Source organism: Pseudoalteromonas issachenkonii (genome assembly GCF_002310795.1).
GTDB lineage: Bacteria > Pseudomonadota > Gammaproteobacteria > Enterobacterales > Alteromonadaceae > Pseudoalteromonas > Pseudoalteromonas tetraodonis.
The window spans coordinates 1,049,109-1,067,585 of sequence record NZ_CP011030.1 but is presented as its reverse complement, the minus strand read 5'-3'; the positions used below and the strand labels follow the sequence as shown (position 1 = coordinate 1,067,585).

Genomic DNA, 18,477 nt, shown 5'->3' with positions numbered 1-18,477 from the left:
TTAAATCCCCTTGCTTAGGCTAGCCATCTCTTGGGCTACGCCTGTCACAATTGTTAGTTGGTGCTTACTTTTAGAGCCATACTCAATAGTTGTTGAAACTTGTACCATGTTGCATGAGATCCCAGCTGTAAAACTAAAACGACGAGGACATTCTAAATCAAGCACGCCTTTATTTAAGTTAATCATTCTACTTTGCATATCATTATGTTCGGCTATAACCATGCCTTTTTCATTGCCAGACGCCATGGTAGTTACTTCCTCTGGCGTTAAGAAAAATTGATTTGTTGCACCATTACTCGCTTCATCGGCAATCATGCGCTGCACTTCGCCGATAAGTTCATTTTCGGCAACTTCTCGCTCTTGTGCTGAATTAGTAATTTTAATATCTATACTACTGCTACTCATTAAGGTCACTGCAATACCTGTAACGGCTATGACCATTATTAGTGCAGTGATAAGCACCACACCTTGCTGTTTATTTTTCATCGGGATTAAATACGCCATAAATTTGCTCCCACGTTATTTAAACGGATAGTTGTTGTGAATACAGTACGTCTAAAGTTATCTGAAAAAGTAAGGGTGCGTTTATTAGCATCTTCCCCTAATACATAGGTTTGGTTTTTGAGTGTAATACCTGGGTCCGGTTGCAGTGCTCTAATCAATAAAAAAACTTGTACCGTTAAAATACCTTTGCGGTTTTCCCAGTCTGTGGCTGTCATGTTATTAATGCTTTTATAGGTATCCACGCGACTGTCGGTGGTGGTATCTAAACCAAACACAAAACGCATATTCTCCACGCCTTCCATTATAGTTTCTGTATTCATAGAACCAGCTACTAAACGTTTTCGCATGAGTGCGGGTACAGTAATACTTTTATTATTGACTGTATAAGTTTGCTCAGCAATATAATAACTATGATGGCTGTAAGGCCAAACACTGGCATTAACATTTAAACTATCAGGGTCGATAACACCTCGAACAAAGCGTGCATTTTCTTGCTCAGCAATAAAGTAATTCTCATCACTTTGCGTTTCATTAACACCTGCGGCATCAACTTCTAGTTGGTGACCTTGTAAAAACTTAACCTGTAAAATATCAGTACCCGCTAAAGGGTTATTAACACAATTAAGTTCACTTGAACTTGCCGCTGTTTTTGCATAAAGGGTTTTAAAATTACTGCTGCTGGTTAAATCAGGAAAGCTGCCATTGTTGAGACCTTCAAAGCAATCACCCGTAGGATTTGTTAATGATGATGTATTTATTGCAGTAAACGAATCATCATAAAATGTTCCCCAAAAGCCTACTTGTTCTATATCGCGTTGCATGATATTAATGGCTAATCGACCAGACTCTTGCAGCTCACCTATTGTCATCGTATCGCGGGTCGTCACTTTCATACCAATATAGGTAAACATTACGCCACCCAAAATTAATCCCCCTATAAATAAAGAGATCATCATTTCAATGAGTGTAAAACCGGCTTGCTTCATCTTAGCTCCTAACGTAAATATAGCTAGTAAGTACAACTAAACGGCGCCTTTTATCTGCTACACCACAGCTAATTTTGCCTGTTGCCTCACTCGCCTTAAATTCTTGACGACCCTGCCAAGAAACAATGACCTCAATATTAAACGCCTTACCGCCAGAGCCTGCTACCGACTCTGGATTAATACATACGGTGGCACCATCAAGTGATCCCGTATTTTCGCGGGCACGAATAGCACGCTTCCACTGCTCTATATCTAAACTCGCAATTTGTGCATTACTGCATGAACTTGTAAAACAGGTTGTAGAGGAATTAATACTTGTCTCGCTGGTAAACTCAAGGTCGTATAATGTAGCTAGTTGCGATGTATCGTTAGCCCGAATACGTTGGATAATATCATTACCAAGCGCAACAGCAGCAGCACGTTGCATTGAATCAAAGCTTGCTTGTTTTGCTTTTGCTTGCAGGGCTACAGCCCCCAATAAACCAAAGCTAAGAATAATAAACGCAATCAGGACCTCAATAAGGGTAAAACCTTTTTGCAATTTAAACGTGCTCAAAGACATAGTAAAACCAAATAATAATTATCTGATACTAAGTGTATGCAATAAAAAAATAGATTCAACTAGGACCACGACCAACGGTTAATTATGTTGATAAGCGGTTAATAGGTCGGTGTGCTAAAGTACGCTTTTTACGCTTTTGAGCGCTCGACGACTAACAGCTAAAAAAGGTGAACACCCTTTGAGTTCAATAACATGTTGATGGTTTTTAAGTGTATGGAGTGCCAAAATTTTATTTTTATTCACTAAGGTATTTCGATGAATTCGCAATAAGTGACGAGGATATTGCATTTCAAGTTGCTTTAAACTGTCTTCAATTAGAGCCTCCCCACCATCGAACACAACTTTGGTATACTTTTCCTGTGCATAAAAATAAAAAACATTTTCTATTTTTATACTTCTTACGGTGCCTGCTAATTGATAGGTTATTTTTTCTGTTTGTTGTTGCAGGTGTACTCTGTTTAAACGTCCTAGCTGTTGTAATGCATGTTGCAAACTTTTTTCTGATATAGGTTTTACCAAATATCCGGCTGCATTTAACTGCATCGCATCAAGTGCATGCTCAGGATGAGCGGTTATAAAAATAATAGCCGGAGGTACCGCTAGATCATTGAGTTGATTGGCCACTTCGATGCCATTTAAGCCTGGCATATCAATATCTAAAAACACTAAATCAGGCTGCTGCTTTTTCATTTGTGTTAAAGCGTCATTGCCATTACTAGCCTCTCCTTGCACATGAATGGATGTATGGTTCTCAGCGAGTAAACGCTTCAATCGTGCCCTTGCTAAGGGTTCATCATCTACAATCAATACATTCATAACGTATTCTCTGCTTGTTTTGGGATGACTACTTTGACTCTAAATTGATTATCTTTGTTGGTTATTGTCAGTTGCGCCCGACCTTTATAATAAATACTTAAACGAGAACGAATATTATCAAGAGCCATACCATTATGCTCTCTAGTATTTTCAGTTTCAGTAGGTACAGGATTAGTTACAATTAAGGTTAAATAATGTGTTGTCACATGCAGTTCAATACTTATAGTAGCACCACTTTGGCTTGGCTCAATGCCATGACATACTGCGTTCTCTACCAAAGGTTGTAATGTTAGATATGGAATATATAGCGCAGGGAGATGTTCTGGTAATAACCACTCAACCATTAAGCGCTCTGCAAAGCGCCATGATTCAAGCGCAATATACTGTTTAGTTAATGTTATTTCATCACTGAGTAATACACTTTGACCTGAACGCATTGCAGCTTGAGACAGCGCTGCTAGTGCTAAAATTGCATGCTCTGCAGCCTCAACGTCATGATGCGTTAATTCTGCCGCCGTATTCAAGCTATTATATAAAAAGTGGGGTCGGATCCGTGCCTGCAAAGCATCAAGTTCTGCACGAGAAAGTGCTTTGGTTTGCTGCTCTTTTTCAAAATGAATAAGCAAAAATTGTACAAACAGTAAGGTAAGCAAAAATACAATAATGCAATTACGCAGCACAAAAAACGTCAGTTGTTTTTCGTTTTCAATATCAAAAGCAATATGAGAAAACACCAGACTAAATACAGCAGTACTGAGACTATATGAAGCAATAAAAAAACTGATCTGAATAAACTGAGTCTGTTTTGCGAGTAATCGACGACAAAGATATAAAAAAGAGGTACTGACCAGCACAGTTACATGGAGAAACAAACTGATCGCCCCCAAATGCAGCCATATGTCATCGCCAGCATTAGGAGCAAAAGCTAATATAATAGCCACAACCTGTGTTACTACGAGGGATGCAAGCACACCACGCTCATTAAAAAGGGCCGAAAAAAGTAGTGCATCTGGTGACAGTTGCTTACCCATTCGACCCTCCTTTTATGAACTATCTCTAAATTAACGCAGCTCTACTGGTACAGCAAAAACAATGTTTTCTTCTTCACCAGGATTTTCTGTTACTTGGTTACCACCGAGCTCTTTTAAGCGGGTGATCACTTGCTGAACTAGCACTTCAGGTGCTGAGGCGCCTGCGGTAACCCCCACACTATTGATACCATCAAACCATGACGCTTCAACATTGCTGGCATCGTCAATTAAGTACGCACGCGTGCCCATTTTATCAGCTAGTTCTCGTAAACGATTGGAGTTAGAGCTATTTTTAGCGCCTACAACCAATAGCACATCGACTTTGTCTGCTAAGTCACGTACTGCATCTTGACGGTTTTGAGTTGCATAACAAATATCATCTTTACGCGGACCATCAATAGCAGGAAACTTGCTGCGTAAAGCATCAATCACATCCGCAGTATCATCTACCGACAAGGTTGTTTGGCTGCAATAAAAAAGGTTATCTGCATTCTTAACATCAAGCTTTAACACGTCATCAACGGTTTCAACTAGGTAAATGCCACCTTGTTGATTGTCGTATTGACCCATAGTGCCCTCAACCTCGGGGTGTCCATGGTGACCAATTAAAATGCATTCAATGCCTTTTCTGCTGGCACGGGTAACTTCCATATGCACTTTAGTCACTAACGGGCAGGTTGCATCAAATACTTTAAGCTCACGGCGTTTTGCTTCACTGCGTACAGCCTGTGATACACCATGAGCACTAAATATAACAATACTGTCATCCGGTACCTGATCAAGCTCTTCAACAAACACAGCGCCGCGATTTTTTAAGCCATCAACCACATAACGATTGTGTACCACTTCATGGCGCACATAGATTGGTTTTTCAAAAATATCTAAAGCGCGCTCAACAATGCTAATTGCGCGGTCAACACCGGCGCAAAAGCCTCGTGGATTAGCTAATAATATTTCCATTAACCTTGCACCTCAATAATATCAACTTCAAACGTTAAACGCTGGCCCGCTAATGGGTGATTAAAATCGATAGTAACTGACTCGCCTTGCACTTCACGCACCAAACCCGGAAGCTCGGTGCCATCAGGTTGAGTAAACGCAATAATAGCACCTACTTTAGCCGGCGTTTCTACACCAAACTTACTACGATCTACATAATAAATATTATCTGGGTTTGGTTGACCAAAGGCATCTTCCGGCTCAAGCTCAAATGTTTTGCTCTCACCGGCCGTTAGGCCAAGTAAACATTTTTCAAAATTAGCGGTTAAGCTGCCATCACCCATAGTGAGCTTAGCCGGCTTGTTATGCACTTTCGTTGAGTCAGCGGCAGAGCCATCTTCTAGTTTAATAGAAAAATGAAAAATAACGTCTGAGTTTTCACCAATTACAGCTTGGCTCATGCTTTATGCTCCTTTGGATTTTCGCCGGTAAAGGCGTCAAATAGTAATAATGCAGCACCAATACAAATAGCGCAGTCTGCAATATTAAATACGGGAAAATGTGAGTCTTCGTAAAACACATGTAAAAAATCAATAACGTAACCATAAGCAATGCGGTCGTACAAGTTACCAATAGCACCGGCTAAAACTAACGAGTAAGCACCACATAATACTTTATTAGACGCTGGAAGACGTTTTAACCACCACACCAACAAACAACTAATCGCGATTGCTATTGCACTTAAAAACCAACGCTGCCAGCCACCCGCTTCGCTTAAAAAGCTATAGGCTGCACCGTAGTTATGTACATAAGTGATGCTAAAAACAGGCAGTAAATTAATTGACTCACCATAAGCCATGGTGTTTACAACCAGTGTTTTACTGGCAAAGTCTATTACAAGCAGTAATAGACTCAACCAAAGCCACACTAAACCACTTTTTTGGGTTAGTTTGCTCACTAAAAACAACTCCTAAGCGAATTGACGCTTTTCACCTTCACCGTCAACGTTACTTACACAACGACCACAAATTTCGGGATGAGCAGGCTCAACACCTACATCTTCACCGTAATGCCAACAACGCTCACACTTTTTAGCATCTGTTGCTGATACGCTAATGTATAAACCATCAATTTCAGTAGTTTGTGAATCTGCAGGTTGACTATCTACCTCGGTAACGTTAACCGCAGAGGTTAACAACACAAAACGTAGCTCATCGCCTAACGCCGCAAGTTTTGCTGCAAGCTCTTTGCTGGCAAACAGGTTTACGGTTGCTTGTAATGTTGCGCCAATCACTTCTTCTTTACGTGCAGCTTCTAACAGACGGTTCACTTCGTCACGCACATTTAAAATAGCTTGCCAGTCTTCATTACTAAACTTGGTCGTTGTTGGTGCTTGTAATCCCTCATACCATGTTGAAGTAAATACATAGTCACTGCGCTCACCTGGAAGTGCTTCCCAAATTTCTTGCGCTGTAAAGCTCATGATTGGCGCCATCCAACGCGTCATTGCTTCAGCAATATGATAAAGCGCTGTTTGACAAGAACGACGTGCATGGCTGTCACTTTTTGCCGTGTACTGACGGTCTTTTATAACGTCTAAGTAGAACGAACCAAGCTCACCGGTACAGAAGTTCATTAGCTTTTGCGTTACTAATAGCATTTGGTAGCTATCGTAAGCCGCTAAAATATCATCTTGTAACTGTGCTGCGCGCCCTACAATCCACTTATCAAGCTCAACCATATCATCAACAGCAACTTGATCCGTTTTTGGATCAAAACCACTTAGGTTAGCAAGTAAGTAACGGCTGGTGTTACGAATACGACGGTAACGATCTGCCGAACGTTTGAATATTTCATCGGATACAGTCATTTCTGCCGTGTAATCAGTTGATGCTACCCATAAACGTAAAATATCAGCGCCCAGTTTATTCATCACATTTTGTGGCGAAATAACATTGCCTAATGACTTAGACATTTTGCGGCCGTTTTCATCAACCGTAAAGCCATGCGTAAGCACTTGCTTGTATGGTGCATGACCATTAATTGCCACTGAAGTCATCATTGATGACATAAACCAACCACGGTGTTGATCAGAACCTTCAAGGTATAAATCTGCAGGACCAACTAAATCTTCACGCGCATCAACAACACAGGCATGAGTCACACCTGAGTCAAACCACACATCTAGCGTGTCTTGTACTTTCATGTACTGTTTAGCGTCTTCTTCACCTAGCAAAGTAGCAGGCTCTAGGTCATACCATGCTTGAATACCTGATTTTTCCACAAGTACTGCAGCTTGTTCAATCAGCTCTTGAGTATTTGGGTGTAATGCACCCGTGTCTTTATCAACAAACAATGCAATAGGTACACCCCACGTACGTTGACGCGAAATACACCAATCAGGGCGGCCTTCAACCATGTTGGCAATACGGCTTTCGCCCCATTCAGGTAACCATTGAGTATTTTTAATTTCAGCCAGTGAATCTTTGCGTAAGTTAGCCTGATCCATGCTAACAAACCATTGTGGTGTGGCACGGAAGATAATAGGCGTTTTATGGCGCCAACAATGTGGGTAGCTGTGAGTTAATGCATGATGATGCATTAAGGCATTATTTTCTTTTAATACCTCAATTACACTCGCATTGGCTTTAAACACATGTTGACCGGCAAATAATTCAGTGTCAGGTAAGTACACTCCGTTTGCGCCAACTGGGTTAGCCACTTCAAGATTATACTCAAGGCCTGCCACGAAATCTTCTTGACCATGACCAGGTGCAGTATGCACAACACCCGTACCAGAATCTGTGGTTACGTGTTCAGCTACAATAACCGGTACGTTAAAGTCGTAAAATGGGTGTGCAACGTTTAAGTTTTCAAGTGCTGCACCTTTAACATAGCCAAGGATATGAAAGTGGTTAAAGCCAAAACGATCCATCGCATCTTTAACAAGCTCAGAACCTAAAATCAGACGCTGCTGAGCACCTTCATCGTCTACTTGTACTAGCGCGTATTCTAAATCAGCATGCACAGCAACCGCACGGTTAGCTGGCAAAGTCCACGGTGTCGTAGTCCAAATAACAGTCCCTACACTGCCAGTGCCTTGATGGCCATCAGCTAAGTTAAACGCATTTACTACTGCGTCTTGATCAGCAAAAGTAAAACGTACATCGATAGCTGGCGATTGTTTATCTTGGTATTCAACTTCTGCTTCTGCTAATGCAGAGCCACAATCTGTACACCAATGCACAGGTTTTGCGCCTTTATGTAGATGGCCATTTTTTATAATGCGACCTAGTACACGAATTGCATTGGCTTCAAAGTCAAAGTTCATGGTTAAGTAAGGCTTATCCCAATCACCAAAAACGCCTAAACGTTTAAAGTCTACTTTTTGGCCTTCCACTTGCTTTTTAGCATAGGCACGACATTTTTCGCGAAATTCTGCAGCAGTTACCTTAACACCGGGTTTACCGACTTTTTTCTCAACCATTAACTCGATTGGTAAACCATGGCAGTCCCAACCCGGTACGTATGGCGCATCGAAGTCTGATAAGGTTTTAGACTTAACAATAATATCTTTTAATATTTTATTTACTGAATGGCCTAAATGGATATCGCCGTTTGCATACGGAGGGCCGTCATGCAAAATGAAAGTTTTTTTACCTTTCTTTGCGCTGCGAATTTGACCATACAGGTCGTCTTCATACCATGCTTTAAGCATTTTTGGTTCACGTTGTGCCAAATTGCCACGCATTGGAAACATTGTTTCCGGTAAATTCAAAGTATGTTTGTAGTCGCTCATTAATCCTACTTTCCGTCTCTATCGGCTACCTAATTTAAACCAAAACACTGCTTAGCGGCGGCAACATCGGTTGCTATTTGTGCCGTCAGTTGTGTTAATGTCTCGAATTTTTTCTCGTTGCGGAGTTTTTCAATCAACTCCACATGCATAAATTGTCCATAAATATCTTGTGCAAAATCAAAAAGGTGTACTTCTAATAAGGCACGAGTTCCATTAAATGTGGGTTTGTTTCCAATGTTAGCTACCCCAAAAACGTGTTTCCCTGCGATCATTACTTGAACCGCAAATACGCCATTAACCGGACAAACTTGACGCTTTAGGGCAATATTTGCCGTTCTAAAGCCTAGTTCCCGGCCTTTTTTCCAGCCGTGAATGACTCGCCCAGATATCGCATAATTATGCCCAAGCATGACTTTTGCACTAACCAAGTCACCCTCAGCAAGCGCTTCTCGTATTAAGGTACTGCTTACTCTAGCATTTAATTGCCTAAAGCTGGCAGTGCTTTTAACACTCATTCCCGCTTGAGTACCCATATTAGCCAATAGGCTAAAATTTCCTTGGCGCTGTTTACCAAATCTAAAATCATCGCCAACCGTTAATGCTTTAACGCCCAGCTTTTTAATTAAAATATCGCTCACAAACTGCTCTGCATGCATGTTTGCAAACGCTTGATTAAAGCTAATACAAATAACGCGCTCAATCCCCAAGTTACTCAAAAGACGAAGTTTATCACGCAGTCGAGTAAGCCTAGCCGGGGCATTGTTTTTTGCAAAAAACTCTTGTGGCTGAGGCTCAAATAACATTACAGTGCTGGGTAAATTATTTTCTTTGGCATCCGCTAACAGCCCTTTTAATACGGCAGCATGACCCAAATGAACACCATCAAAATTACCAATGGTTAGCACACAACCAAAGTGTTGTGGGCGTATATTGTGTATACCTCTAATTAACTCCATGCCACCTAATGCCTTTTTCAGCGAGCGATAAAATGCGACCTTGGGTCGCAGAGTGTCCGATTATAATCTTTTTTTTAATTTGATTCAGTAATTGCTACACTTTTTATCGTATTTAGTCTAACGCCCATCAAAAACAACATAAAAAAGTAACTAACAACCGCAATAATTAATAACACAACCAACAACATAACTTGTTCACTAAAGTGCCAGCTAGGCCAATCATAGTGTCTACTGGTAAACCACACTAGTGCGCCCATCGTCACACTCGCCAGCAAACACTTCAAAGTGAAGTAGCCACTCATGCTGGAGAACTGGTAAACATTCTCTTTTTTAAGCTGTCGGTACAGTAAGTAGGCATTACAACTAGCCGACATAGAGGTTGCCAGGGCTAAGCCTAAATAGCCAATAAAGGGCGCCAGCATAATATTAAACACCATGTTAAGCACCAAAGTGACAATACCAATGCGCACCGGTGTTTTCGTATCTTGGCGAGAATAAAACCCAGGCGCCAACACTTTAATTAACATAAAGCTGACTAATCCCACCGAGTAGGCAACCACCCCTAAGCTCACTGCCTTAACGTGATCAATGCCAGCCTCTTTAAACGCGCCGTGATCAAACAGCACAGTAATAATCAACGGGCTTATAATCATCAGGCCTACCATTGCAGGGAGCCCTAAAAAAATCACAAATCGCACTCCCCAATCTAGGGTATGTTGAAAGTCGCTACTTTTTTTACTGCTGTGTAATTTTGATAGCGCAGGTAAAATAACCGTCGCAATACCGATACCAAATAAACCAAGTGGGAATTCAATCAGTCTATCTGAGTAATACAGCCAAGCGATAGAGCCTGTCATCAATAATGAAGCTATTACCGTATCGAGTAATAAGTTAATTTGACTAATTGATACACCAAATAACGCTGGGAGCATTAATTTACGCACTTTTTTAACATTTTCGTCTTGCCAACCCCATCGCGGCCGCGCCAACATTTTTGCTTTATATAAAAACGGCAGTTGAAATAATAGCTGTACCACGCCCCCTAAAAATACGCCTATTGCTAATGCATATGCACCAACAGAAAATTGGTCATGCAATAAAATGGCACAACCAATAATAGAAACATTAAGTAATACAGGAGTAAATGCGGCAACTGCAAAACGGTTGTACACATTCATTACTGCGCCACTAAGCGCCACTAAGCTTACAAAAAATAAATAAGGAAAGGTCAGCTTTAATAGTGAACTGGCAAGCTCAAACTTTTCTGCGTCAGGGCCACCTTGCCACCAATCAATAAACCAACCAGTACCAAATAAAGCGGCGATAACGGGGGATGCCACAACACCAAAAAGCGTAACGAGTAGTAAAATTGTGCCGAGTGTACCTGCCGCCTGCGCAACAAATATTCTGACTTTATCATCGCCTTGTTGTTCTTTGATTTCACTTAATACAGGTACAAACGCCTGTGCAAAAGCCCCTTCAGCAAATAAACGGCGTAAAAAATTAGGAATACGGTTTGCAAATAAAAACACATCGGCAGCAGTCCCTGCCCCCAACAAGTTAGCAACAACAGCATCACGCACTAGCCCTAAAATACGCGAGATCATTGTCATTGCACTTACAATCATCCCGGAACGAAACAAACCTTTTGACACTATAAATCCATATTAAAAATCAGCAATTAAGTTAATTATGCCATAGTCTTTTTTATAAATCGCTTTAAAGCACTAGGCTCGAACCCCTTGCTTTGTTACAATAGCGGCATTAACTGCTAAAGCGGCAAATTGATGTTCGTTATAAGGAGCAGTTTTTCTTGGATTGTTAAAATTAAATTGACATTCATGATAAAAACAGGCATATTCCACGGCCTTTAATTTAAGCTTTATTTAAGATTGTTAGGAGCAAACCTTGGCTAACATCAAGTCTGCAAAAAAACGCGCTATCACAAGCGAAAAAAACCGTCAGCACAACGCAAGCCGTCGTTCAATGATGCGTACTTACTTCAAAAAAGTAATCGTAGCTATTGAAGCTGGCGATAAAGAAGCTGCACAGCAAGCTTTTTCTGTTGCTACACCTATCCTAGACCGTTACGCAACTAAGGGTCTAATCCACAAAAACAAAGCTGCTCGTCATAAGAGCCGTTTAGCTGCTAAAATTAAAGCGCTATAATTTGTTTTTGCAAGATTAAAAAAACCGGCTTTTGCCGGTTTTTTTTTGCCCAAAATAAATACGCTTTTTAAACGTTATCGAGCTCTGGATAAAACTTTTTCAGCATCGCCGCAATTTTCTTCGGAGAAAATGGCTTAACCACAAATCCTTTTGCCCCTCTATCTATTGCATCCTTCACATTTTCAACGCCTGAATGCGCCGACACCATCACCACGTTTGTCTCTGGTGATAACTCATTTATCTGCGCAATAAGCTCTTTACCATCGCCGTCAGGTAGCTCTATATCTAAAAATATAATGTTAAAGTTTGCTGCACGGCATTCACTTATGCACTGCGCGGCCGTAGACGCTTCTTTTACATTCTCTATCCCTAAATGCATCAATGTTTGACTTAGAAAGCTACGCACCGTGCTAACATCATCAACTATTAAAATAGATAGCTGCGTATTCATATATAATCCTTATAGGCTAAAAGCCGTGTCTGCGAAATTGGTGATTTGCTTAAAATACAAATATTTACTTTATTATAGAGAGCTAAGCCAAAAAGGCCAGATTTGCTTTATGTCGAAAAATACAAAAAAGAGTCGTCGCAAAAAAAATAAAGCGGCCTATGTTAAACCAATACCTAGTAACAAGCCTGCAAACCTTGGCTCACAATCAAACCCGCGCGCAGTAAGTGTAAAACGTGGCGCCAAACTAACCGCATTTTTTATTTTCACGATATTATTACTTATATTTGTTTTAGCGCCAAAGCCTAGTTTACTCACCTATAAAAAATCAGCCATGGTTAGCAAAAGTATTTATTGGCCAGGGCTATTTGCCAATAAACCAAAGCTACTGGATTCAACGCTGCACCCTAGACTAGATAAGCATCGCAGAACACTATACCTCTGTGTAGATCTTCAGCAACCACAAAGCTGCCAAAAATATCATGTTATTGCTGAAGAGGGATTATTTTCGGTATTAATGACCTACCTTTAGCATTAAAAAAACTAATCTGAAAATTTAAAATTACTTGGTTGAAAGCTGTGCAAAAGATCAACATAATGGCGCTCCTTTTTTCAACAACTGAACTATTGAAACGACCATGCTAAACGAGCTAGATTGGCTTTTAAATACATTACTACTTGCACTAGGTTTAGGTGCATTCTTTATCAACCAACTGAAACTGCTTCGCGTTGCTGCGATTAGTGCGTGTGGTTTGTTATTCCTATCATTTAGCTTAGATCTTATGTCGTCGAGTATTATTTCAAATATGAGTTTAGTGTTGATCAACACATTTTACTTGTTCAAAGTTTATACATTTGGGCAATTTAGCGTATCTCAGCATTAATTACTTCCCCTTAGAATATTTTATAGCCCAGTTTTTCTGGGCTTTTTTATATCTCACTGTTAAAAATCTTGGGTCTGGGTTTGAACTAAGCTAAAATTTATCTCGTAATAGGGTCTGTTGACCTTTCAAGGTTAAATTTGCAGCAGTCTGTTTGGTATTTAGGCAAGGCAGAGCCTATGTGGTGTGGTTATTCCCCATAGATAGGTGATAACGCAGCATCAATGCCAAACAGGCGCTGCCCTTTGGGTTCTACCTAGGGGCGATTTACTCTTTGTTGCTCGGTTTTTACTTAGCCCACTAGGTTACAAACCTCGCGCCGCGATTAAACCGCCCCTAGTTTGAACAAATTTTAATCCGCAAAGGTCAACAGACCCTTGCCTAATTTGAGATAAGCCCATGCCATTGTCAGATTTCGATTTATTCTTATCTTCTATGGAAGATGTTACCCCCATAACGCATGACACTGTGACCTTACCACCTAAAAACCATAAAGCGGTCATCGCCCAGCAAGAAAAAAATAAAGCAGCACAATCAGATTTAGTCTCTGAACAGTTCAATCCGTTGGATGAACCACTTGAATTACTCGATCCACTTGCCATATTAAGCTTTAAAAAAGAGGGCGTACAAAGCGCGGTTTTTAAAAATGTAAGATTAGCGAAATATCAGCTTGATGCGACGCTTGATTTACATGGGCAACTTTTAAAAAATGCACACGCATCATTATTAGCCTTTGTTCAAGACTGCCATCAGCGAAATATAAGAATGGTACTCGTTCGCCATGGCATAGGTATTAAAAATAAAACCAAGCCAGGGATATTAAAAAGTTACGTAAATCAGTGGTTACAAACAATTCCATGCGTTTTAGCGTTTCATACTGCACTTAGGCAGCATGGAGGAAGTGGTGCGACGTATGTTTTATTGAAGAAAAGTGATGATAAAAAGCATCAAAATAGAGAAATACACAGCAAGCGTAGCTAAATCTTGCTGTGAAAATAAGGGTCAGATCAGCAGCGCTGCCGCATTGGCTTGATTAAACCAGGCAGATATTCCTAATATAATGATAGATACAACCACGATGCTAATTTTTGCGCCCCCTTGATTGGGTTTCATAATTCATCCTATTTTTTTATTATTGTTAGAACTGTTTTTAACAATAATAAAAATTACAAATGTTAACAAGCTGTTTCTGTTAAAAATTAAACAAATTTTAATCCTTGAAGGCCAACAACTGCCAATTAATAACCTTGCTGCTTATCAATGCAATTTATTAATGGCTGTTTCGCTTTTAAACGCAAAATGTTTTCTGCTATTTGTTCAATAACACTATCCAGATCTGACAACGCAGCACAGTGCGGTGTTAAAGTAATACCTGGATGCAACCAATAAGGGTGTTCGCTTGGCAGTGGTTCACTGGCAAACACATCAAGCGTTGCTGCGCGTATACGTGTATTGTTAAGTGCATCAAGTAAATCAGCTTCTACTATATGCCCACCTCTGGCCACATTAATCACCACAGCATGTTCAGGCAGTTGCTCAAGTAACTGTTTATTAATAATGCCTTGGGTACTGCTGGTAAGCGGTAATAAACATACTAAATAATCGGTTTGCGCAAGCATCTGTGTTAAGCCGTCATCACCATGATAGAGTGTCGCAATGTTTGATGTTTTAGGGCTTCGGCTCCAAGCATTTACGTTAAAACCGTTATTAACCAGCCTCTGTGCACATGCTTGACCTAGTTCGCCAAACCCTAAAATGCTTACTTGATTATGTTTATGCGCTCTTTTAGGTTTCCATATACTTTGCTGTTGCTTTATTGCATATTCTTTTAATCGCAATTTTTGTGCTAATACATGGGTAAGTACGTATTCAGCCATATCGTTGGCTAACTGTTTATCAACAATACGCACGACCTCTACATCCGCAGGTAATAAACTTAAATCAATGCTATCAACGCCTGCGCCAAATGATGACACAGCCTTTAGGTTTGGTAACGTGGGCCACAGTGATGCAGGCGCATTCCACGCTAAAACGAACTCTACACTCTCTAAATTTTGGCAATCATTAAGTTCTTCAATTCGAATACTAGGCAATCGTGATTTCATTTTTGCTATTAATTTTGTGTTGTCTCGGCCTGTTATAGCCACCAAAACTGACATGATGATTCCTTAAAAAGTAACCCTAAATAATAGTACTGGTATGGTTCAATTCAATAGTATGTAAACGGTTTTAAAAAGTCACACAACTGACCGCGTATTGTCATATCCGCACTCTAAGCTAAACATATTGGCTTTGGCCTAGTATAAAAAAGAGGTGCGTATGATCAGTGTAGATAAAGTAATTGCGACTAACTTACCACAGTTAACTAACTCATTTAAAATAAAAAAACTGGTAAAAAAGAGCCTTAGCTACTTATTACATGAACAAGAGTTTACAAACTTTGCAACAACTTATCCCCATCTTCAAGGAATAGAATTTGTCGAGCAAGTACTTGATGAACTTGATTTTGACACTCGCTATAAAGCTAAGCAAATAGAAAATATTCCCAGTGAAGGGAAAATTGTCATTATTGCTAATCATCCAATTGGATCCTTAGATGCGCTTGCATTAATTAATGTGTTATCGACGGTGCGTGCCGATTTAAAAGTCGTGGCTAACCGAATGCTAATGACCGTTGATGCAATGCATTCATTATTACTACCCGTTGATAATTTGTCGGGGCAAAGTAAAAAACAAGAGCTTAGTAATATCCACCAGCATTTAAAAAATGAAGGAGCATTACTTATTTTCCCTGCGGGTGAAGTTTCTCGACTTCGACCAACAGGGATCAAAGACTGTAAATGGAACAGCGGGTTTTTACGTATCGCTAAAAAAGCCAATAGCCCAATTTTACCCATACATATAAAAGCCAGAAACAGCCCGCTTTTTTACGGTGCCTCTATGCTATATAAACCGCTTGCCAGTTTATTACTAGTCAAAGAAATGTTTAAACAGCGCCAAAAATCGCTCGAATTTGAAATAGGCGCCTCCATTGCTCCTGAATCTTATTTAATACCCGATTTAAAAGACAAGGAAGTGGTCGAGCTTATACGAAAACAGCTGTACCGTTTAACCACTAAAAAAACACTGCCACTAAAAACTCATGCCCCTATTGCCTCACCAGAGTGTAAAAAAGAATTAAAAAAAGCCATCGAAAGCTGTGAACATTTAGGTAAAACCAGTGATGGCATGGTTATTTATTTATACCAATACCAAGGCAGCTCACCGTTATTTCGTGAACTTGGCCGCTTACGGGAAATTGCCTTTCGTGCAGTAGGTGAAGGCAGTGGCAATCGCCGTGATATAGACAAATACGACATGCATTATCAACACTTAGTCTTATGGGATGCACAATCACTCGAACTAGTTGGCGCTTACAGATTAGCCTGCGCGCAGGATGTGATTGAACAGCACTCTCAACGTGGGCTTTATACCGATAGCTTATTTAATTATACCCAAGAGATGACGCCATACTTCAAGCAAGGCATAGAATTAGGCCGTAGTTTTGTACAACCCAAATACTGGGGAAGAAAAAGCCTCGACTATTTATGGTATGGCATTGGTGCCTTTATTAACCGCTACCCTCAGTATCGTTACTTATTTGGTGCCGTGAGTGTGTCAAACGCACTGCCAGAGCAAGCAAAATCCTTACTGGTACATTATTATCAGCACTATTATGGCTCTGAAAAGTCACTCGCAACGCCTAACAATGCTTTTCGTCATACCCGTGAGCAGCAGATTCAATGCACTAATTTGTTTATGGGTAACAACATCAAAGAAGACTTTGTAGAACTTAAACACATACTGGCTAATATGGGCACCCATGTACCCACACTATTTAAACAATACACCGAGCTATGTGAGCCAAATGGGGTAACGTTTTTAAGTTTTAGTATTGATCCGCAATTTAATAATTGTATTGATGGATTGGTATTGGTCGACCTTGAGAAAGTAAAACCGAGTAAAGCAAAACGCTATTTGGGAGCGCAAGACACCGCCTCAATAAACTAAGCTTTGCCGTTAAAATATTAACTTAAGCGCCTAAGCTTGGGCGCTTAAAGTTAAATACTTAAACTTAGGCAATTTCATATTTATCTAATCTCCTGATTATTAGATTGGCTAAATATATGTACTAATAGTTGGGTGTATATTTTCTCTATTTGTAACAAGTCGCTAATGGGTACATGTTCATTAACTTGATGAATGGTCTGGTTTAAAACCCCGCACTCTATCACTTGCGTGTTTTTACTTGCAAAAAATCGCCCATCTGAAGTCCCGCCGCTGGTACTAAGTACTGGATAGCTTCCGGTCACGTTAAATATTGCCTGCTCTAGCTGGGCGAGTAAGCATCGCTCTGCCCTATGGCTTGTATAATAAGGTTCACATGGACGCTCCCATTGCACCGTTAAATATTCGTTTAAATCATTCAGTGCAGTAAGTACCAGCTGTTTCACATCTGTACTTTTATACCCATGGCTGTAGCGAATATTAAACGTAATATCACATTGAGCAGGCACTAAATTATCAAGCACGTTATCAATATTAATACCGGTAACTTGCAAGCTTGTTTTTGAGCTTGGCTCATCTAAAAGCCAATCAATTTGGATTAATCTATTCACTACTTCAGCGCTGATATGCGCAGCATTGATGGTATTTTCAGGATAGGCCACGTGTCCTGCTTTTCCTTGAATAGTTAAACGCGCTGACAGCGCGCCACGTCGGCCATTTTTTATGGTGTCGCCCACTTGCAAATGACTTGTTGGCTCACCAACAATACAGCCATCAAGCACAACACCTTGTTGTGCTAGGCGTTTCGCAATCAACACTGAGCCATGCTCTGCTTCACCTTCTTCATCAGAGGTGATCAACCAATACAAGGAGCCCTGCTTTTGCTGCGCACTATGTATTAGCGACTGCGTTGCACTGAGCATGGCTGCAATGCCCCCTTTCATATCAGCGGCACCACGCCCATAAATCGCATCATTAATTATTTTTCCGTCAAACGGATCAGCTAACCAGCCACCTTGCGCAGCAGGGACCACATCAATATGACCAGAAAATGCCACCACAGGGCCTGCTCCAAAAGATATTTTAGCAATTAAATTAGTGACATTATGGGCACTAAACTGTTCAATGCTAAAACCTAAATCAGTTAGCTGATGTGCCAGCCACTCAATACCACCTGCGGAATTAGGCGTAATTGACTTAAATCGGATCAGCGTTTGTAAGTGACTGAGCGTTTTTAACTGTGGAATAGTTAAGTACGGCGCGGGTACTTTTTTGTTGATAGCTTTTGTCATAATAAACACACCTCGTTTTAGCAGTGTATTTATTACAACGACTTTTT

General features: G+C 40.4%; 19 protein-coding genes. 5 read left to right on the top strand and 14 right to left on the bottom strand.

Annotated features, from left to right (window positions below):
• The 11 genes from PISS_RS04955 to murJ all read right to left on the bottom strand — a co-directional run bounded on the left by PISS_RS04955 (position 1) and on the right by murJ (position 11,206).
• Positions 1–504, bottom strand: a complete 504-nt coding sequence (locus tag PISS_RS04955) for a hypothetical protein (protein WP_016899436.1) — start codon at positions 502–504, stop codon at positions 1–3.
• Positions 492–1,490 (bottom strand): PilW family protein, encoded by a 999-nt coding sequence (locus PISS_RS04950; protein WP_013464477.1) that lies wholly within the window; start codon positions 1,488–1,490, stop codon positions 492–494. The genes PISS_RS04955 and PISS_RS04950 overlap by 13 nt, the downstream gene beginning before the upstream one ends.
• Position 1,491: 1 nt before the next feature.
• Positions 1,492–2,052: a type IV pilus modification protein PilV gene (gene pilV, locus PISS_RS04945; protein ID WP_024602830.1), complete on the bottom strand. Its 561-nt coding sequence runs from the start codon at positions 2,050–2,052 to the stop codon at positions 1,492–1,494.
• A 114-nt stretch (positions 2,053–2,166) separates the two neighbouring features.
• The gene (locus PISS_RS04940; RefSeq protein WP_058154363.1) at positions 2,167–2,868 is read right to left on the bottom strand and encodes a LytR/AlgR family response regulator transcription factor; all 702 of its coding nucleotides are present in this window, start codon (positions 2,866–2,868) and stop codon (positions 2,167–2,169) included.
• A complete protein-coding gene (locus PISS_RS04935; RefSeq protein ID WP_058154362.1) occupies positions 2,865–3,899 on the bottom strand; it encodes a sensor histidine kinase in 1,035 nt (344 codons plus the stop codon). The genes PISS_RS04940 and PISS_RS04935 overlap by 4 nt, the downstream gene beginning before the upstream one ends.
• Before the next feature lie 30 nt (positions 3,900–3,929).
• Positions 3,930–4,859, bottom strand: coding sequence for a 4-hydroxy-3-methylbut-2-enyl diphosphate reductase (gene ispH / locus PISS_RS04930; RefSeq protein ID WP_013464473.1), 930 nt, complete (start codon positions 4,857–4,859; stop codon positions 3,930–3,932).
• Positions 4,859–5,299 (bottom strand): FKBP-type peptidyl-prolyl cis-trans isomerase, encoded by a 441-nt coding sequence (gene fkpB / locus PISS_RS04925; RefSeq protein ID WP_013464472.1) that lies wholly within the window; start codon positions 5,297–5,299, stop codon positions 4,859–4,861. The genes ispH and fkpB overlap by 1 nt, the downstream gene beginning before the upstream one ends.
• Entirely contained in the window at positions 5,296–5,796 is a 501-nt protein-coding gene (lspA, locus tag PISS_RS04920; RefSeq protein ID WP_013464471.1) for a signal peptidase II, read from the bottom strand. Before lspA ends, fkpB begins: the two co-directional genes overlap by 4 nt.
• A 12-nt stretch (positions 5,797–5,808) precedes the next feature.
• Positions 5,809–8,637, bottom strand: a complete 2,829-nt coding sequence (gene ileS, locus PISS_RS04915; RefSeq protein WP_058154361.1) for an isoleucine--tRNA ligase — start codon at positions 8,635–8,637, stop codon at positions 5,809–5,811.
• A 29-nt stretch (positions 8,638–8,666) separates the two neighbouring features.
• The gene (gene ribF / locus PISS_RS04910; protein ID WP_024602833.1) at positions 8,667–9,593 is read right to left on the bottom strand and encodes a bifunctional riboflavin kinase/FAD synthetase; all 927 of its coding nucleotides are present in this window, start codon (positions 9,591–9,593) and stop codon (positions 8,667–8,669) included.
• A gap of 74 nt (positions 9,594–9,667) precedes the next feature.
• Positions 9,668–11,206 (bottom strand): murein biosynthesis integral membrane protein MurJ, encoded by a 1,539-nt coding sequence (gene murJ, locus PISS_RS04905; RefSeq protein ID WP_036956891.1) that lies wholly within the window; start codon positions 11,204–11,206, stop codon positions 9,668–9,670.
• A 295-nt stretch (positions 11,207–11,501) separates the two neighbouring features.
• On the opposite strand from murJ, the gene rpsT reads away from it, so the two are divergent.
• On the top strand, positions 11,502–11,762 hold the full coding sequence (rpsT, locus tag PISS_RS04900) for a 30S ribosomal protein S20 (RefSeq protein WP_008114420.1): 261 nt from the start codon (positions 11,502–11,504) through the stop codon (positions 11,760–11,762).
• A gap of 67 nt (positions 11,763–11,829) precedes the next feature.
• Here rpsT and PISS_RS04895 read toward each other — a convergent pair whose 3' ends face one another.
• Positions 11,830–12,213, bottom strand: a complete 384-nt coding sequence (locus tag PISS_RS04895) for a response regulator (protein WP_008114419.1) — start codon at positions 12,211–12,213, stop codon at positions 11,830–11,832.
• A gap of 109 nt (positions 12,214–12,322) precedes the next feature.
• Here PISS_RS04895 and PISS_RS04890 point away from each other — a divergent pair, with 109 nt between their 5' ends.
• The 3 genes from PISS_RS04890 (at position 12,323) to smrA (ending at position 14,072) form a co-directional block, all read left to right on the top strand.
• The gene (locus tag PISS_RS04890) at positions 12,323–12,742 is read left to right on the top strand and encodes a hypothetical protein (RefSeq protein WP_028835392.1); all 420 of its coding nucleotides are present in this window, start codon (positions 12,323–12,325) and stop codon (positions 12,740–12,742) included.
• 106 nt (positions 12,743–12,848) lie between these two features.
• Positions 12,849–13,094 carry a hypothetical protein gene (locus PISS_RS04885; RefSeq protein ID WP_058154360.1) on the top strand — a complete coding sequence of 82 codons (246 nt, stop codon included), beginning with the start codon at positions 12,849–12,851 and terminating at the stop codon, positions 13,092–13,094.
• A gap of 396 nt (positions 13,095–13,490) precedes the next feature.
• Positions 13,491–14,072, top strand: coding sequence for a DNA endonuclease SmrA (gene smrA / locus PISS_RS04880; protein ID WP_028835393.1), 582 nt, complete (start codon positions 13,491–13,493; stop codon positions 14,070–14,072).
• A gap of 257 nt (positions 14,073–14,329) precedes the next feature.
• Here the strand turns inward: smrA and PISS_RS04875 are convergent, their stop codons facing one another.
• The gene (locus PISS_RS04875) at positions 14,330–15,250 is read right to left on the bottom strand and encodes a 2-hydroxyacid dehydrogenase (RefSeq protein WP_058154359.1); all 921 of its coding nucleotides are present in this window, start codon (positions 15,248–15,250) and stop codon (positions 14,330–14,332) included.
• Positions 15,251–15,410: 160 nt separating this feature from the next.
• On the opposite strand from PISS_RS04875, the gene olsF reads away from it, so the two are divergent.
• Positions 15,411–17,141 (top strand): bifunctional ornithine lipid synthase OlsF, encoded by a 1,731-nt coding sequence (gene olsF, locus PISS_RS04870; protein ID WP_024602838.1) that lies wholly within the window; start codon positions 15,411–15,413, stop codon positions 17,139–17,141.
• Between the two features lie 80 nt (positions 17,142–17,221).
• Here the strand turns inward: olsF and dapE are convergent, their stop codons facing one another.
• Positions 17,222–18,430 (bottom strand): succinyl-diaminopimelate desuccinylase, encoded by a 1,209-nt coding sequence (gene dapE / locus PISS_RS04865; RefSeq protein ID WP_036956841.1) that lies wholly within the window; start codon positions 18,428–18,430, stop codon positions 17,222–17,224.
• Positions 18,431–18,477 lie beyond the last annotated feature (47 nt).

Excerpts from the sequence above, each read along its gene's own strand:
- PISS_RS04955 (WP_016899436.1), bottom strand. The coding sequence starts at position 504 with ATGGCGTATTTAATCCCGATGAAAAATAAACAGCAAGGTGTGGTGCTT.
- PISS_RS04950 (WP_013464477.1), bottom strand. The coding sequence starts at position 1,490 with ATGAAGCAAGCCGGTTTTACACTCATTGAAATGATGATCTCTTTATTT.
- pilV (WP_024602830.1), bottom strand. The coding sequence starts at position 2,052 with ATGTCTTTGAGCACGTTTAAATTGCAAAAAGGTTTTACCCTTATTGAG.
- PISS_RS04940 (WP_058154363.1), bottom strand. The coding sequence starts at position 2,868 with ATGAATGTATTGATTGTAGATGATGAACCCTTAGCAAGGGCACGATTG.
- PISS_RS04935 (WP_058154362.1), bottom strand. The coding sequence starts at position 3,899 with ATGGGTAAGCAACTGTCACCAGATGCACTACTTTTTTCGGCCCTTTTT.
- ispH (WP_013464473.1), bottom strand. The coding sequence starts at position 4,859 with ATGGAAATATTATTAGCTAATCCACGAGGCTTTTGCGCCGGTGTTGAC.
- fkpB (WP_013464472.1), bottom strand. The coding sequence starts at position 5,299 with ATGAGCCAAGCTGTAATTGGTGAAAACTCAGACGTTATTTTTCATTTT.
- ileS (WP_058154361.1), bottom strand. The coding sequence starts at position 8,637 with ATGAGCGACTACAAACATACTTTGAATTTACCGGAAACAATGTTTCCA.
- ribF (WP_024602833.1), bottom strand. The coding sequence starts at position 9,593 with ATGGAGTTAATTAGAGGTATACACAATATACGCCCACAACACTTTGGT.
- murJ (WP_036956891.1), bottom strand. The coding sequence starts at position 11,206 with ATGACAATGATCTCGCGTATTTTAGGGCTAGTGCGTGATGCTGTTGTT.
- PISS_RS04895 (WP_008114419.1), bottom strand. The coding sequence starts at position 12,213 with ATGAATACGCAGCTATCTATTTTAATAGTTGATGATGTTAGCACGGTG.
- PISS_RS04890 (WP_028835392.1), top strand. The coding sequence starts at position 12,323 with ATGTCGAAAAATACAAAAAAGAGTCGTCGCAAAAAAAATAAAGCGGCC.
- PISS_RS04885 (WP_058154360.1), top strand. The coding sequence starts at position 12,849 with ATGCTAAACGAGCTAGATTGGCTTTTAAATACATTACTACTTGCACTA.
- smrA (WP_028835393.1), top strand. The coding sequence starts at position 13,491 with ATGCCATTGTCAGATTTCGATTTATTCTTATCTTCTATGGAAGATGTT.
- PISS_RS04875 (WP_058154359.1), bottom strand. The coding sequence starts at position 15,250 with ATGTCAGTTTTGGTGGCTATAACAGGCCGAGACAACACAAAATTAATA.
- olsF (WP_024602838.1), top strand. The coding sequence starts at position 15,411 with ATGATCAGTGTAGATAAAGTAATTGCGACTAACTTACCACAGTTAACT.
- dapE (WP_036956841.1), bottom strand. The coding sequence starts at position 18,430 with ATGACAAAAGCTATCAACAAAAAAGTACCCGCGCCGTACTTAACTATT.